The 15,784-nt window shown below is 65.8% G+C and carries 16 protein-coding genes; 4 read left to right on the forward strand and 12 right to left on the reverse strand.

Going from position 1 to position 15,784, the window contains the following annotated elements; all coding sequences use genetic code 11:
• Positions 1–180 precede the first annotated feature (180 nt).
• Genes ACFQ4G_RS08220 through ACFQ4G_RS08230 form a run of 3 tightly spaced genes read right to left on the reverse strand, consistent with a single transcriptional unit; the run spans position 181 to position 4,946 of the window.
• Positions 181–3,006, reverse strand: a complete 2,826-nt coding sequence (locus ACFQ4G_RS08220) for a DUF4159 domain-containing protein (protein WP_238205465.1) — start codon at positions 3,004–3,006, stop codon at positions 181–183.
• A gap of 10 nt (positions 3,007–3,016) precedes the next feature.
• Complete coding sequence (locus ACFQ4G_RS08225; RefSeq protein WP_238205467.1) at positions 3,017–3,931, reverse strand: DUF58 domain-containing protein; 915 nt, start codon at positions 3,929–3,931, stop codon at positions 3,017–3,019.
• A gap of 4 nt (positions 3,932–3,935) precedes the next feature.
• Positions 3,936–4,946 (reverse strand): AAA family ATPase, encoded by a 1,011-nt coding sequence (locus ACFQ4G_RS08230; RefSeq protein ID WP_238205469.1) that lies wholly within the window; start codon positions 4,944–4,946, stop codon positions 3,936–3,938.
• Between the two features lie 602 nt (positions 4,947–5,548).
• On the opposite strand from ACFQ4G_RS08230, the gene ACFQ4G_RS08235 reads away from it, so the two are divergent.
• Complete coding sequence (locus ACFQ4G_RS08235; protein WP_238205471.1) at positions 5,549–5,749, forward strand: hypothetical protein; 201 nt, start codon at positions 5,549–5,551, stop codon at positions 5,747–5,749.
• Positions 5,750–5,847: 98 nt separating this feature from the next.
• Positions 5,848–6,240, forward strand: a complete 393-nt coding sequence (locus ACFQ4G_RS08240) for a hypothetical protein (protein WP_238205472.1) — start codon at positions 5,848–5,850, stop codon at positions 6,238–6,240.
• 91 nt (positions 6,241–6,331) lie between these two features.
• Here ACFQ4G_RS08240 and thiL read toward each other — a convergent pair whose 3' ends face one another.
• The 8 genes from thiL to ACFQ4G_RS08280 all read right to left on the reverse strand — a co-directional run bounded on the left by thiL (position 6,332) and on the right by ACFQ4G_RS08280 (position 12,947).
• Positions 6,332–7,339, reverse strand: a complete 1,008-nt coding sequence (thiL, locus tag ACFQ4G_RS08245) for a thiamine-phosphate kinase (RefSeq protein WP_238205474.1) — start codon at positions 7,337–7,339, stop codon at positions 6,332–6,334.
• Entirely contained in the window at positions 7,336–7,815 is a 480-nt protein-coding gene (gene nusB / locus ACFQ4G_RS08250) for a transcription antitermination factor NusB (protein ID WP_238205476.1), read from the reverse strand. The genes thiL and nusB overlap by 4 nt, the downstream gene beginning before the upstream one ends.
• Before the next feature lie 6 nt (positions 7,816–7,821).
• The gene (gene ribH / locus ACFQ4G_RS08255; RefSeq protein ID WP_238205478.1) at positions 7,822–8,331 is read right to left on the reverse strand and encodes a 6,7-dimethyl-8-ribityllumazine synthase; all 510 of its coding nucleotides are present in this window, start codon (positions 8,329–8,331) and stop codon (positions 7,822–7,824) included.
• A 207-nt stretch (positions 8,332–8,538) separates the two neighbouring features.
• Complete coding sequence (locus ACFQ4G_RS08260) at positions 8,539–9,174, reverse strand: riboflavin synthase (RefSeq protein ID WP_238205480.1); 636 nt, start codon at positions 9,172–9,174, stop codon at positions 8,539–8,541.
• Entirely contained in the window at positions 9,175–10,302 is a 1,128-nt protein-coding gene (ribD, locus tag ACFQ4G_RS08265) for a bifunctional diaminohydroxyphosphoribosylaminopyrimidine deaminase/5-amino-6-(5-phosphoribosylamino)uracil reductase RibD (protein WP_238205481.1), read from the reverse strand.
• Entirely contained in the window at positions 10,299–10,871 is a 573-nt protein-coding gene (gene nrdR, locus ACFQ4G_RS08270) for a transcriptional regulator NrdR (RefSeq protein WP_238205483.1), read from the reverse strand. Before nrdR ends, ribD begins: the two co-directional genes overlap by 4 nt.
• Before the next feature lie 112 nt (positions 10,872–10,983).
• Positions 10,984–12,288, reverse strand: a complete 1,305-nt coding sequence (gene glyA / locus ACFQ4G_RS08275; protein ID WP_238205485.1) for a serine hydroxymethyltransferase — start codon at positions 12,286–12,288, stop codon at positions 10,984–10,986.
• 515 nt (positions 12,289–12,803) lie between these two features.
• A complete protein-coding gene (locus tag ACFQ4G_RS08280; protein WP_379040052.1) occupies positions 12,804–12,947 on the reverse strand; it encodes a DCC1-like thiol-disulfide oxidoreductase family protein in 144 nt (47 codons plus the stop codon).
• Between the two features lie 356 nt (positions 12,948–13,303).
• Here ACFQ4G_RS08280 and ACFQ4G_RS08285 point away from each other — a divergent pair, with 356 nt between their 5' ends.
• Positions 13,304–13,711 (forward strand): hypothetical protein, encoded by a 408-nt coding sequence (locus ACFQ4G_RS08285; protein WP_379040054.1) that lies wholly within the window; start codon positions 13,304–13,306, stop codon positions 13,709–13,711.
• A gap of 126 nt (positions 13,712–13,837) precedes the next feature.
• Here the strand turns inward: ACFQ4G_RS08285 and ACFQ4G_RS08290 are convergent, their stop codons facing one another.
• Positions 13,838–15,136 carry a L,D-transpeptidase family protein gene (locus tag ACFQ4G_RS08290; protein WP_238205489.1) on the reverse strand — a complete coding sequence of 433 codons (1,299 nt, stop codon included), beginning with the start codon at positions 15,134–15,136 and terminating at the stop codon, positions 13,838–13,840.
• 305 nt (positions 15,137–15,441) lie between these two features.
• On the opposite strand from ACFQ4G_RS08290, the gene ACFQ4G_RS08295 reads away from it, so the two are divergent.
• Positions 15,442–15,780 carry a hypothetical protein gene (locus ACFQ4G_RS08295; protein ID WP_379040056.1) on the forward strand — a complete coding sequence of 113 codons (339 nt, stop codon included), beginning with the start codon at positions 15,442–15,444 and terminating at the stop codon, positions 15,778–15,780.
• Positions 15,781–15,784: the final 4 nt, after the last annotated feature.

Raw genomic sequence — 15,784 nt, forward strand, 5'->3', positions numbered from 1 at the left:
AGTTTCGCATTCCAACGTTCTGCTGCCAGGTCACCTCATCTCGAGATGCCCGCTTGGCGGGCCTCGGAGAAGCCTTCCAAACCCCGCCGATCGGACTGGAGGGCTCCTTCGAGGCCTCCGCTGCACTCCGGCGCCTCAGGATGAAGTCCAAGGAGAGGATGCCGCGCTTAATGTGACCCATCACTGTCCCAACCGCTCCAGCAGGGCCGGCACGTGGACCTGATCCGCCTTGTAATTGCCGGTGAGCGTGTAGATCACGAGATTGATCCCGCCGCGGAAGGACATCTCTCGCTGACGCTGATCACCGCCGACGATTGGGTAGAGAGCTTCGCCGCGCTTGCCCACCGCCCAGGCTGCGGCGAGATCGTTTCCGGTGATGACGATGGGAGAGACGCCATCGCCGGCTCTTGCCGGTCGACGCTCCGCTCCGTCTCCGGCCGGCGGCAGAGTTTCGACCCAGGTCTGGCCGGTGGCATAGCGACCCGGGAAACTGTCGACGAGGTAGAACGCCTTCGTCAGCACGTGGTCCGCGGGAACGGGCTCGAGTTCCGGCACTTCCAGCGTCGAGAGCATCTTGCGCAGATAGGCCGCCTCCGGCGTCGGCGGACCGCCCGGGCGCGCTGTCAATGCATCGCGAGTGTCGAACAGGACAGTGCCGCCGTTGCGCATGAAGGCGTCGATCCGGCGGATCGCGGCTTCGCTCGGTTGTGGGCGGCTGGCCACGATGGGCCAGTAGATGATCGGGTAGAAGGCGAGCTCATCCTTGCCCGGATCGATGCCGATCGGGTTGCCCGGCTCCAGCGCCGTGCGGCTCGCGAGCATCTGAGTCAGGCCGTTGAGCCCGGCCCGGCTCGCCGTATCGGTCGCCTCGTCTCCGGTGACGATGTAGGCGAGGCGCGTGGCAAGGGCGGATTCGAAGGCGTTGGATCGCGCGGGTTCTTGCGCATGCGTGCCATGCGACGAGGCCGTTATGCCGATGCCGGCCAGGAGAAGCACTGCCGCCGACCGACCGGCGAGGCGACCGAGCAGCCCTCCGCGCGATCGGTTGAAGAGGCCGCCCAGCCACAGGCCGGCGAGGGTATCGAGGATCAGGAGCATCAGCGCCAGCGTAAACAGCGCGGCGCGCAAGTCGAGGGTATCTCCGCCGGCGAGCGACCCGGTGCGCGCGTCGGTGAGAGCCGAGAAGTCCAGGGGCTTCAACCGATCGTCGGGTCTCAGCGCGTTCACGGCCACGCCGCCATCGGCCGGCCCATAGAATCCGGCCGGGTGTTCGAGGTTGGCGCGCTCGCCGTAATCGGCCGGAACCGCCGTGGCTCCCGCAGGCGGGCTGCCGAGCGCACCGAACCCGTCGAGGGTCAGGCGCGGTGCCAGGACGGCGGCAGCAGGCCGTGCCGTCCCATCGCTGCCATTCGGTGATGTGCTGCCCGACAGGGCGACGACCCGGCGCAGCATGTCGATGAAGAGGCCCGAGAGGGGCAGGTTCGACCAGGTCGTGTCAGCGGTCACGTGGAACAGGATCACTCGGCCCTGACCGCGTTTCTCGGCGGTGACGATCGGTGTACCGTCCTGGAGCGACGCCCAGGTCCGTCCCGGCAAGTCCCCATCGGGCTCGGCGAGGATCTGGCGGCGCACGCCGATATCGGCCGGCGGCACTAGCCCGGCGAAGGGACTCTCGGGCGCAAAAGCCGCGAGGGTCTTGGGGCTGTCCCAAGAAAGGGTGCCTCCCAGCGTCCGGCCGCCCCGGCGCAGGCGGACTGGCACGAGCGTGTCGTTGCCTGCAGCGAGGCGGGGCCCGGCGAAGCGCACAAGCAACCCGCCTTCGTCCACGAACTTCGCCACGCGGCGCATCGTCTGTTCGTCGAGGGCGCCGACATCGGCGAGCACCAATACGGAAACCTGGTTGTCGAGGAGCTGAGCCACCGAGTCGGCGACACCCTTGGCCCCGCGTGCCTCCTGAACATCCGCGAAGGGTGTGAGCGCGCGTGATAGGTAGTAGGTGGGCGCCAGGAGTGGCTGAGCCTGATCGCTGGTGCCGCCGAAGACGAGGCCGACACGGCGCCGCTTGCCGCGCTCGTCCATCAAAGTCACGGCGCCTGCCGAACGTTCGGCAGCGATTTCGAGGCGACTGATGCCGTTGCGAAGCTCAACCGGAAGCTCGAACATGATCTCCGCGTCGGTGGCACCGTCTCGGAAGGCGAAATCATGCTCGGCCAAGGGCAAGCCCTTCTGGTCGAGGGCGCGGACAAGCCCGGTATCACGTCCGTTGGGCGAGGCGCGCAGCACGTGCGCCGTCAGCTTGCCGGCGGTCTCGGCAGCGGATAAGGCCAGCGCCGGCGGCTGATCGGCTCGAAGGATCGTCAGCCGGCCGCCCGCCTTCTTCACGGTGTCGGACAAGTTTTTCCCGAATTCGTTGGCGCCGATCCCGGCGATCCCGTCGCTGATCCAGACCACGGCCGCTCCTGGGACACGGTCGAGAAAGGTGCCGATCGCGGACAGATGCCCGTCGCGATCGGCCAGATGTGAGCGTGGTGCGATCGCCCGGATCCTATCGAGAGCGGCGGCCGGCGTCTTCGCCTCGAAGGCAGCTGGAGCATCGGCAAGAGCGATCACCGCCACAGGACGGCCATCGCGAGAGGCCGCTTCGATTTCATCGGTGGCGACGCGCATGCGCTCTCGCCAATCGTGCGCAGCGGAAAATCCGTTGTCGAGCATCACGAGGAGCGGCGTCCGCCCCGACGCCGCGCCGATGCCGGCCGGATTCCAGACCGGACCGGAGACCGCGAGGATCAGGCAGGCGGCCGCGATCATCCTCAAGATCAGCAGCCAGGGCGGGGTCCGCGCCGGTGTCTCGCGAGTGCCGATTAGGTCGGCCATTATCCGCAGGGGCGGAAACTCGATCCGCTGAGGACGCGGCGGCGTCACGCGAAGCAGATACCATAGAGCCGGTAGCGCGATCAGCGCCGAGAGGGCCAGGGGGGCGGCGAAGGTCAGAGGCAAACCGAACACGCGAGGCTCCTCAACCCGTGCCGCGGGCTGCGGCGACCAGGGTGAGGAGGCGCAAGGCCGCCTCGCTCGCAGGTCGATCGGTGCGATGGATCGTCAGGGTCCAGCCCTGGACACGGGCGATGTCGGCGAGACCTTCGCGATGTGCGGCGATGCGCATGCGGTAGGCCGCTCCCCAGGATGCGGCATCGCCGATATCGAGGCTCAGTCTGGTCTCGGGATCGTGCAGCACGGCCTGTCCGGCGAAAGGGAAGGTCTCCTCCACCGGGTCCACCACCATGACGAGATGGCCGCGCGTGCCGGCTCCGGCGATGGAGCCCACAGCTTCTCGCATCGTGTCCAGAGGGGAGAGGAAATCGCTGATCAGGACCGCCTCGTCGAAGCGGCCGGGCGCTGCACGCGGCGGCGTGTCTTGGTCGAGACCGGCTTTGTCCGCCACGAGGGCATGGGCCATGGTCTCGACGATGCGACGCGAGGCGGTGGCGCGGGTGAGGCCGAGCAGCCCCGCGCGTTCGCCGCCATCGACGAGGGCGTCGGCCACCGCGAGGCCAAGCACCAAGGCGCGCTCCACCTTCGGCCCTTGCCCGAGATTCGAGGCAAATCCCATCGAGGCGGAGCGGTCGATCCAGAACCAGATATTGTGGGTCGCCTCCCATTCGCGCTCACGCACGTAGAGCCGGTCATCGCGGGCCGAGCGGCGCCAATCCACCCGCGCCGCCGCCTCGCCGGCGACGAAGGGTCGGAACTGCCAGAAGCTTTCCCCTTGGCCGGCTCGGCGGCGACCGTGCAGGCCGTGAGCGAGAGTGGATGAGACTCGTCGCGATTCTAGGATCAGGCGAGGCATTCGCTCGGCGAGAGAGAGCGCGCCTTCGGTCTCGTGCCGTCCAGGAATGCGCTGGGTCGCTTCGAGAACCCGGGTCGCGATCATCCAGTTAAAGCTTCGCGGCCAGTTGAGCGATCAGGCCGGGGATGGTCTCGCCATCGGCGCGGGCCGCGAAGCTGAGAGCCATGCGGTGCTTGAGCACGGGCTCGGCGAGCGCCTTCACATCGGCAATGGAGGGCGCGACGCGGCCTTCGATCAGGGCCCGGGCACGCACCGCGAGCGTCAGTGCCTGGCTCGCACGAGGGCCGGGTCCCCAGAGCAACTTGCCCTTCAGAGATGGGTCGCCCCCCTCGGGACGGGCCGAGCGGACAAGGTCGAGAATCGCGTCCACCACCGCGTCACCCACCGGCAGGCGGCGCACGAGGCGCTGGGCGGTGAGGAGGGCGTCGGTGGACATCACCGCCTGCGGGGTATGGTCGCCGATGCCCGTGGTTTCGATGAGGATACGGCGCTCGGCGGCGCGGTCGGGATATCCGACATCGATCTCGAGGAGGAAACGATCGAGTTGCGCCTCGGGCAGTGGATAGGTGCCCTCTTGCTCGATCGGATTCTGTGTCGCCAGCACGTGGAACGGGCGCGGCAGGTCATGACGCTCGCCCGCCACCGAGACGAAATTCTCCTGCATCGCCTGCAGCAGTGCCGATTGCGTGCGCGGGCTGGCGCGGTTGATCTCGTCGGCCATCAGCAATTGCGTGAAGACCGGGCCACGCACGAAACGGAATGAGCGGCGCCGATCCTGGTCCTCGTCGAGGATCTCGGTGCCGAGGATGTCGGACGGCATCAGGTCGGGAGTGAATTGCACCCGGCGGGCGTCGAGACCGAGCACCGTGCCGAGCGTCTCCACGAGCTTGGTCTTGGCGAGGCCGGGTAGGCCGACGAGAAGACCGTGACCGCCGGCGAGGATGGTAATGAGGGCAAGGTCGACCACCATCTCCTGGCCGAAGATGACTTTGTAAATCGCCTCTCGCGCCTGTCCCACCTGACCGAGACACGCTTCTGCGGTGGCAACGATGCCGTCGTCGAGGGAAGTCGTCACTGCCGGCGTGGAGGCTGAAGTCATGCGTTCGATCCCGGTTCCACCGGCGCCTGAAGGACGGGCCGGTGCGGTAAGGCAGTCCACCCTAACGGTCGCCTTTGGAGAGAGTGTGGCGTCCTTTGAGGCACGCTGGCAAGGTCGGCGCGACGACGCAGGCATTTTGCCAGCTTGTCCTTGAAGGACACACCGTTTTCCGAACGCGCGAAATCGGTGGAGCCAAACGGCGTCTTCCCGCCCACGGGATCAAGAGCAAGGAGTGTGGCGGCCGAAGATGATTGGAAGCCGTACCGAGGCTCGAATGTCGCACGGCTCCAACCGCGGGGTTGTCCAAGGCAAGGCTGCTCAGGGCTGCCAGTGTACCTAAAGCCTGCGTACTTGCATGAGATGCAAGGCGTAATTGTAGCCAAGATTATCCAGATGCGCGTCTGGATGTGATGTCGTCCGCGACCCTGCCAGTCGTTTCCGGGCGTTTTTGCGCACATGGATGCATCATTTAATTGATTATACCATTATAATGCGAAATAAAACTTCTTATCTACTCTCATACAGAAGAATTTTGGTGAATTCTCATGAAAAAATTATTATAGTCATTGGCATTTATCTCAGAGAGAACTGGTGTCCGGACGATGAGCAACCAACACAAGGCCGCGTCAGCCATCGTCGCACAGGTGCTCTTCGACCAGATGGCTGCGAATGAGCAGGCGGTGGTCCGAGCCGAAGCTGTCAGCAAGGGCGTCAGCGCGGTCGAGATCGTGCGCCGGTCGCTCGACATCCTGATCGCTGAGGCCGGCTCGCCGGCTGCAAAAGGGAGAAATATCGAAACGTAGACGAACCGAGCCGAAGAAGACCCTTCGGTCGTCGCAGGGTCGGTTTCCCGTCAGGCAAATCTGGACCTCCGCCTATGAGCCAAGACATTCGAGCGACGATGCTTCGCAAAAGAGCGAAGGTTCTCCTTTTTGCGTTCTGCATCTCTTTCGGGACAGTCGATGCCAATGCGCAGACCGTCGAAGACGGGTCCGATGCCGTCGTCGGAAAAGCGGTCGCCAGCACGGTTCTCGACCTGATCGGCCAGCGGTTCAAAGAATTGGACCCGAGAGTCAGTGGCCTCCGCCGGGCCAAGGGGTCGTGGATATGCGGGTCCGTCAACGTCAAGAACCGAGACGGGCTCTACATCGGTGAGCGCGGCTTCGTGGTCGATCTTTCGAACGCATTCTTCGGCCGCGTTCCGGAAGGGCCGGAACTCCTCAACCCGCGGGCGGCGGGATTCGCTTCCCTGGAAAGGATCAGGCAGCTCTATTTCGACATGTGCCTCGATTGATTGCGCAGCATCCGCCGATAACGGCGCGGACCATGGTGCGATGTGGGATCGGCGGTCTCGGTGACGGCATCGACTTACCGTGATGCAAGGCTCAGAAGTGGCTGAAGGACCGCACGGCGAAAATGTGCTCGCTGCCGTCCTGACAGCGAAAGATTGGAGGGCCATGTCCGGCTATGACGACGCCGATCGGCGTCAGGGAGATGCCGGCCGTCCGAGCCTCGGAGATGCATGCCTCCGCTCGATCGGGCGGAATCGCGCAGAGGATCTCGTAGTCGTCGCCGCCGGTAAACGCCGTGTCGGCGAGTGCTGGCTCCAGCGTAATGGCGGCACGAACTGCTACGGAGATGGGCACGTCGGAGAGCGTGATTTCGGCGCTTCGGTCACCGCCCACCAACATCTTCGTCAAATCGCCGACCAGCCCGTCCGAGACATCCATGGCGGCCCGCGCCTCACGGAGGAGAATTGGCGCAAGGGCGAGGCGCGGGCGGGGATGGCGATAGCGGTCGATGAGGAAATCGCGCGCCGCTGGTCCGATGCCCTCGCCCCATACCGGCGATTGGCCGGTCAGGAGCGGTAGGCCAAGGGCTGCGTCGCCGATCGTGCCGCTCACGCATAGGAGGTCGCCGATCCGCGCGTTCATGCGCCTGACCATGCCACCGCTGGGCACCTCGCCGAGGGCCGTCACGCCGATCAGCATCGGTCCTGCGGCGCGGACGGTATCGCCCCCGAGCAGCTGGCATCCGAAATCGGTCGCGGCCGTTCTAAGGCCTGCAGTGAAGCCGGCGAGCCAGTCTTCGGTCCAATCATCCGGCAGGGCGAGCGTCAGGAGAAAGCCACGCGGGGTTGCCCCCTTTGCCGCGAGATCGGATAGGTTCACAGCGAGCGCCTTGCGGGCGATCGAGGCTGGAGGATCGTCGGTCAGGTAATGGACGCCCGCGACGATGGCGTCGGCTGTGAGGACGAGATCGCAGCCGGGGCTCGGCGTCAGCGTGGCAGCATCGTCCCGCAATCCGTCGGCGCCCTGCCCCGCCAGCGGCGCGAAATAGCGAGCGATGAGTTCGTCTTCGCTGGAACGGGCGCCGGACGTCGATGTGGTCACGCGCGACCGGAGCCGGGAAGCCCGGCGAATTCCGATCCGCGCATCTCGCGGGCGACCTTATCGAGCACGGCGTTGACCATGCCCGGTTCGTCGCCGGCGTAGAAACTATGGGCGACGTCGACATATTCCGAGATCGCCGCTCGGGCGGGCACGTCCTTGCGGAACATGATCTCATAGGCACCCGCCCGCAGGATCGCGCGCAGGACCGCCTCTATTCGCTTGAGCGGCCATCCCTGGGACAGGGCCTTGTCGAGTTGCGGATCGATCGCGCGCTGTTCCTCGACCACGCCGCGCAGGAGATCACGGAAGAACGCGATCTCGGCTGGGGGCTGCTCGATTCCCTCCACCTCCCGGCCGATCCAGAAGGTTTCGAATTCTGCGAGCGCCTCGATGACGCCCTTCTCGGAAATTTCCATCTCGTAAAGGGCCTGCACCACGGTGAGGCGTGCGCCGCTGCGCTCGATCGTTTTGGCCATGGGTTCTCAGTCCTCTCCCACCGGCGCGGCGGCTGCGGCGCGTTTCAGCGCCAGGACGGACAGGGCCGCCTCCGCGGCGCCCGCGCCCTTGTTCATCTCGGAAACGCGGGCACGGGCGAGTGCCTGCTCCATCGTCTCCACTGTCAGGATCCCGTTGCCGAGGGGCAGGCGACCGAGCACGGAAAGGTCCATGAGCGCACGCGCGCTCTCGCCCGCGACGATGTCGTAATGACCGGTCTCGCCGCGGATGACGCAGCCCAGTGCCACGGCGGCATCGTAGGGTTGTCCGGCTCTGGCGGCTTCCTCCACGAGGATGGCGATGGCAGCGGGTATTTCGAGGGCGCCGGGCACCGTCACGACCACGCCTTCCGCCTCCGCCGCCTCGATCGCCTCCGTCGCACCGGCGAGGAGTTCATCGGCGATGTCGTCGTAATAGCGCGCTTCGACCACGAGGACGCGCGCGCCCTTCACGTTTACTGGGGCGGCCGATCGGGCAGCGGGTGGGGGCGAAACCATCGTGGGCCTTGTCTGCGGTGGCGGAGGACGACATCGGCACGGACCGTGACGATGAGCTCCGCGCGAAGTGTTGGCGTCGCCACCCTGTACGACCGGGTTAGCCCGGCTCCGATTCTCGTGACCGAGCGCATAGAGGACGTAGTTGGGCTGCCCCTCGTTCGATGGGCGAGCGATAGACCGAAGGGGGCCGCATCACAAGACGGCCGCTCAGGAGGTCCGACTCTCGGAAAGGCGTGCCGCGTAGCGGGCGATCAGGTCGACCTCGATGTTCAGCCTGTCACCCTCTCGGCGTTCCCCCCAGGTGGTGACCGCCAAGGTGTGGGGGATCAGCAGGACCGAGAAAAGATCGCCGTCGACGGAGTTCACGGTGAGCGATGTGCCGTCGAGGCAGACCGAACCCTTCTCCGCGATGAAACGGGAGACCGAAGACGGTGCGCGAAGGAGGAACCGGTCGCTCGGCGCCCATTGTGGATCGCCTGCTCCACCGGTGACGCTTTCGCGAGCGACGATCTCGGCCACCCCGTCCACATGCCCGGTGACGAGATGGCCGCCGAGTTCGTCGCCGATCCTCAGCGAGCGTTCGAGGTTGAGCCGGGTGCCCTCGGCCCATGTACCGACGCTGGTCCGCGCCAGGGTCTCGGCAGCCGCATCGACGGAGAAGATGCAGCCCTCGCTCGCAGGCTCGACCGCCACCGCGGTGAGGCAAGGGCCGGAACAGGCGATGGAGGCGCCGAGTGCGATGGTCGCAGGATCGTAGGAGGAGCGGATGCGGATGCGACGCAGGCGATCGTCGCCCTGCACGCCGAGAACCGATCCCACATCGCTGACGAGGCCGGTGAACATCTAGACGCTCCGTTCGTAGGTGACGGACAGGTCGGATCCGAAAGCGCGGGCTTCGGTCACACTGAAGCCGGCCCCGCGGAGACGCCCGTTCAGGGCCTCGCCCACGGCAGGCAGCCCGCCTGCGCCGATGGCACGTGGGCCGGTGATGAGGGTGCAGACGTCGACGAGATCGGAGGCTGCCAGAGCCTCGGCAAGGTGGGGCCCGCCTTCGCAGCAAAGCCGCGTGAGGCCGCGTTCGGCTAGCTGCGACAAGGCCGAGGACAGGTCGATCCGGCCATGCGGACAAGCATCGACCTGGATCGTCTCGACGCCGAAGGACCCCAGCATCCGTTTTGCATGGATGGGCGCGGAGCGCGTCGTCACAACCAGGGTCGGAATATCACGGGCGCTGCGCACGAGGTGAGAAGCGGGAGACAGCCGCAGGTTCGAATCGAGGACGATGCGCAGCGGTGAACGTTGCCACAGGCCCGGGAGCCGCACCGTCAAAGAAGGATCGTCCGCGCGCGCGGTACCGATCCCGACCAGGATCGCGTCGGCATGGGCGCGCCAGAGATGAACCGCGCCATCGGCTATGGGACCGGTGATGCGCAGGCGCTCATCGGGCGCACCGGCCGCGAAGCCATCCTTCGTGCGAGCGAGCTTCAGGTGAAGACTCGGACGCCCCTGCGTCACGCGGGTGATGTGCCCGCGATGATCGCGAGCCGCCTCGTCCGCCAGGATACCGCTTGCCACGGCGAGGCCGGCCTCGGCGATGCGGGCATGTCCTCTTCCCGCAACGCGTGGGTCCGGATCGTCGATCGCCGTGACGACGCGCGTGATCCCGGCGGCGATGATGGCGTCGACGCAAGGGGGTGTCGCACCGTAATGCGAGCAGGGCTCGAGAGTGACGTAGAGCGTCGCGCCTCGGGCTGCGTCCCCCGCCATCTCCAGGGCGAGAGGTTCGGCATGGGGGCGCCCGCCGGGCGCCGTCACACCTTGCCCGACGATCCGCTCTTGACCCTTCGCGCCAGCGACCACCACCGCGCCCACTGAAGGGTTCGGCCAGGTCCGTCCGAGATTGCGCCGGCCCAGCGCCAGGGCCAGGCGCATGAAGCGGTCATCCACGGTGCCGCCCTCTGACGTACTCATGAACGCACCCGCGACGCGCGCTTCGTCGGCGGTTTCGGCGGCTCGTCGCCGGGCAGGTCGTCATTGCGCGGCAAGTCGCCGGCCAAGCCGTCGTCGGGTCTCGCTCCGGCGACTTCCGTGGATTCTCCGAGCGTGCCGAGGAGTGCCTTGAAGTCGCTCGCTTCGCGAAAATTCTTGTAGACCGAAGCGAAGCGCACATAGGCCACATCGTCGAGACCCTTCAGCCCTTCCATCACGAGCTCGCCGATCGTTTCGCTGGCAATCTCGGCCTCGCCTCCGCTCTCCAGTTGGCGGGTGATGCCGCTGACCAGCCGCTCGATCCGCTCCGGGTCCACCGGGCGCTTGCGCAATGCGACGCCGATGGAGCGCTGGAGCTTGTCGCGGTCGAACGGCACGCGTTTGCCGGAGCGCTTCAGTACGATGAGTTCACGCAACTGCACCCGTTCGAAAGTGGTGAAGCGGCCCCCGCAATCCGGGCACACCCTGCGGCGCCGGATCGCCGCCGAATCGTCGCTGGGGCGGGAATCCTTCACCTGAGTGTCGGGGCCGCCGCAATAGGGACACCGCATCGGGCCGGCACCTGCGCTGGGGATCGGGGAAAACGAGAACGGCCGCGGATCATCGATCCGCGGCCGTTCTCTATCATGACGTGACCCGCGGATGCACCCGCAGATGAAGGCTTCAGCCGTAGATCGGGAAGCGGTGGGTCAGGGCGTGAACCTTGTCCTTCACCGCGGCCTCGATGGCCGGATCACCGCCTTCGCCCTTGGCCACCAGACCATCGAGCACCTCGATGATGAGGCTGCCGATCTGCTTGAACTCGGCGACGCCGAAGCCGCGCGAGGTTCCGGCCGGAGTACCGAGGCGGATGCCCGAGGTAATCGTCGGCTTGGCCGGGTCGAAGGGCACTCCGTTCTTGTTGCAGGTGATGTGAGCGCGCGACAGAGCGGCTTCCGCCGCCTTGCCGGTGAGGCCCTTCTTCTGCAAGTCGACCAGCATGAGGTGGTTGTCCGTGCCGCCCGAAGTGATGTCGTACCCGCCGGTGATCAGAGTGTCGGCGAGCGCCTTGGCGTTCTCGATCACCTGCTTGGCGTAGATCTTGAACTCGGGCTTCAGCGCCTCGCCGAAGGCGACCGCCTTGCCGGCGATGACGTGCATGAGCGGACCGCCCTGGAGACCAGGGAAGATCGCGGAGTTGAACTTCTTGGCGAGTGCCTCGTCGTTCGTCAGGATCATGCCGCCGCGCGGGCCGCGCAGGGTCTTGTGGGTCGTCGTCGTCGCGACATGCGCGTGGGGGAACGGCGACGGGTGGACGCCGGCGGCGACCAGACCCGCGAAATGCGCCATGTCGACGAAGAAGTAGGCGCCGACGGCGTCGGCGATCTCACGGAACTTGGCGAAGTCCCAGTGGCGCGGATAGCCGGAGCCGCCGGCGATGATCACCTTTGGCTTGTGCTCGTGGGCGAGGCGCTCGACCTGCTCCATGTCGATGCGCTGGTCGTCGCGGCGCACGGTGTACGAGACCGGCTTGAACCACTTGCCCGAGACGTTCGGCGGGGCGCCGTGGGTGAGATGGCCGCCGGCGGCGAGGTCGAGACCGAGGAAGGTATCGCCCGGCTGCATCAGGGCCATGAACACGCCCTGGTTAGCCTGGGAGCCCGAATTCGGCTGCACGTTCGCGAAGCCGCAATCGAACAGGCGCTTGGCACGCTCGATGGCGAGGTTCTCGGCGATGTCGACGAATTCACATCCGCCATAATAGCGACGGCCGGGATAGCCTTCGGCATACTTGTTGGTGAGGACGGAGCCCTGTGCTTCGAGCACCGCCCTGGAGACGATATTCTCCGACGCGATCAGCTCGATCTCGTGCTGCTGCCGGCCGAGTTCCTGGCTGACCGCCTTCGCCACTTCCGGATCCGCATCGGCCAGGGAAGCGCTGAAGAAGGAATTCGAAAAATGCTTGTCGCTTGCGGTGCCGGCGCTCATGGAAAGCCTCGATTGTTGAACGGGCGAGGGCGTCCGTTATCCGCTGGCGTTAGGGCGGGCGGGCGCTCGAAGCGCAATTTACTACACGGGCGGGCAGGCGAGGCCAAGCGCAGCTAATTTATAGTCCGGACCAAAAAAAATTCCGTGCGTCAGGTCTTTGCAACGTCTCGACCTTGGTTGAGCGAGTCTTGGTCGACATTGCCGCAGCGTGGGCGACCCTTTGTCACGACCTTGGTGCCATCTGAAGCGGGAAAGCGGTCCGCGTCTTCCGAGCCAGACCTGTGGCAAACGCTGCGTCGTCCGAAAAGGCCGTAGCGGTTCCTGGCGGCGAGATCGTAAAGGGCGTCCTGACAGCCTTCCGGCAGGGATCTCAGTACCTTTGCCAGGGATCAGGGAAAGCCGAGGATCGCGGCCATCCCCACCGATCCCTCGAGCCTGAACAGGGCACGCCCGTCGGTCGGCAGGATGTTCGTCTCGAAACTCGTCGTATCCAGGCCGCAACGCGCGCAGATCGCTCACCCGAGCGCCGATTGCGCCGGCAGGAACCGAAACCGCCTGTCGCGATCGCACCGCATGACGAAGCGGATCCGGCCGACGCAGAGCGCGCAGTGGCCGTCGAAGACGACAATCGGCCTGTCCTCAGCGAAAGGCGGGACCATCTCGTCCGACCGGGAACTATAGGGCGGCAATTCCGATCGCACGGACGACAAGATGGCGCGATGGCGAGCGCGCGTCGGCCACGAAGGTCACGACCTCCGGGGATCTGCCGCGAGCGCGATCTTCGACCGGGACCGACTGCGCTGAAAATCCAGGATGAAACAAGATCCTTTCGGCTTGACAAATTAAGAACATATCGGGAACATACTTCTGGTTGCGCCGACGATTCTGGACACGTGGCGCGCCCGTCAGGCCTCGCTATCCCGCGGGACCCCGCGACTCGATCTGACCCATCGATACGGAGATCGCCCGAATGAGCATGAGTTGTTTCGTATTCAGCAACCGGCACCTCGCGACCTTGGGGGAATGGCAGGCCGCCATCGATGCCCTCGGGTTCGACCTCAAACTCGACGGGACCGCTGACGACCTGGTGGAGGAACTGCTCGGCCATCTGCCGGCAGCCTGGCGGGAAGTCGAAGCGGGGTTCGAATGCTATGTGAACGGCGAGGAAGGGACCCTGGACCTCGTCGAGTCGAACGACGGGTTCGATTTCGGCGGGCCTTGGACATGTTCGCTTGAGATGTCCTATGCGCAGGAGCCGAGCATCGCCGGCACCATGATGGCCGGTGCAGCTTATGCGCAGGCCACCGGCGGCATCCTCTGGGAGGCAGAAGGTGGCGAGATCCTGACGGCGGACGCCGCTGTTGCGATGGCACACCGAACCGCGATCGATATCGCACACTCTCTGACCGGGACCGACGCCTGAGACCGCCCGGCGCCATCGGACGATACGATGGACATGCGGAAGGGACGGACGATGGCTCGCCCGCCCCTTCCGGCATTCGCAGAATGGCCGCGGCCGGAGACCGTAGATATGATCCGTGCCGCTGTCTCAGTTTTCTTCGTCGCCAGGCTCGAAGGTCTGGACCTGCTCGGCGCTCGCGACCGGAGTCGGCCCCGACAGTGTCGAAGGCACGTTGACACCGTCGCGCTTGTAGATGTCGTCGCGGAATTGCACGAGGCCATCCGGGGTCGCCCAGGCGGTGATATAGGTCCAGTAGACCGGTACCGGGGTGCTCAAGGTGGCGTCGACGCGCTTGCCGCTCTCGATGGCCTGCTCGACTTGGTCGCGGCCCCAGCCGGGCGTGTCTTTGAGGAGCCAGGTGATATACTCGCGCACGTTCTGCACGCGGACGCAGCCCGAGGAGATGAAGCGGAAGTCGTCGCCGTACACGCCCTTCGAGTTGGTGTCGTGCATGAACACGCCGTGCGGGTTCGGGATGTTGATGCGCACGATGCCCATCGAATTGAAATCGGCGCCCGAATCCTGACGGTAGCGATAGCGCGTGCCCTCGTCCGAGTTCCAGTTCACCGAGGCCGGGGAGATCTCGGTCTCACCGGTGAAGATGCGGATCTTGTTCTCGGTGAGGTAGTTTGGATCCTTCTGCATCTTGGGGATGAGGTCCTTCTTCACGATGGAAGCCGGGACCGTCCAGAACGGGTTGAAATTGATCTGCGTCGCCTTGGTATTCATGATCGGCGACTGGCGATCGATCTTGCCGACGCCGGCAGCGTGCAGGGTGACGACCTGACCGTTCTCCACCGTCTGGACCAGGGCGGCGGGAATGTTGGTGATGACGAAGCGGTTGCCGAGATTGCCCGAGTACGAGCGCAGGCGGACGGCGTTCACTTCGAGTTGCTTCAGGCGGATGTCGGCCGATACGTTCATCGCCTGTTGGGTCGCCGGGCTCATGGAGCCGGTCTGACTCAGCCCGTGACGGGCCTGGAAGCGCTTCACACCGGCGGCCACGTAGGAATCATACACACTCGATCCGCCGGATGCGGAATCCAGGTCGCCGGTCACCGCGAGGCGCTGGCGCAGGGCGGCCACGGCAGGTCCCTTGCTGCCGATGCGCAGGCGGTCGGCGCCGGAAACCGGCCTCCAGCCGCCGCGTGCCACGATGTCCTTGTAGCGCTCGACCATCTGCTCCGTGGTCGCGATCGTCTGCGGAGACAGGATCGGCGTCGAGGAGCGCTGCACCTGCATGGCGGACGGCGCGGCGTAATCCTGTGCCCATTCCGCCTGGGCGAAACCGGCCTGTTCACGCGCCGAGGCCGTCTGAACGAAGGCAGCGGCGCCGGCGAGGAGCGCGAGGCTCAGCGAGCGGATGGGATAAGCCTGTTTCAGCATCGGACGGAAAACTCTGATCTGACCTGTGGAGCGGCACGAGGCCGTCGGGGCATGGCCGGAATGGTTACCGGCCACCGAAAGTCCTGTGCCGCGAACGTGTCGGGGCACGGTTAAGAAGTCATGCAGTCCGGGCTAGAATGTGGCACGGCCACGTCAAATCACGGCTTGTCCTGTACTGCAGCGCACATGCAACAGAATCCCGCGGCGGCTGAGGAAAGAGATGGCGGGATTATGTCCGTTGGGCTAAGCCCAAGGACATGATGTCGGGAGACTCAGCGGCGGCCGTTTGGCGCGCGATCACGTCGGTGATCGCGCTCTACGCGTTCGTGCTCCAGGTCTTTCTCGGAACGCTGATGCCGCTGCCCATGTCGGGCCACGCAGATCCTCTCTGCTCCGGGCTGCTCGACGGCATGGATGTCGATCGGGTACCGGTCGATGAGACGCCCGCTCATGGCGCGCACAAGCTGTGCTGCCCCCCCGCCGCAGCGATGGCCGGGATGGATCAACTGGGAGGCCCTGCCTCGATCGCCATCGCATGGTCGGCAGCGTCCGTCGTCCGATTTGCTTGGCGGGACGAGGACCGCCCCGGTGCCCGAGGGCCGCCGGGATCGATCCCGCATCCGAGAGGGCCGCCCATCGTCTGAAGCG

The sequence above is a fragment of the Methylobacterium marchantiae genome, from assembly GCF_042679825.1.
In the GTDB taxonomy this organism is placed as follows: domain Bacteria; phylum Pseudomonadota; class Alphaproteobacteria; order Rhizobiales; family Beijerinckiaceae; genus Methylobacterium; species Methylobacterium marchantiae.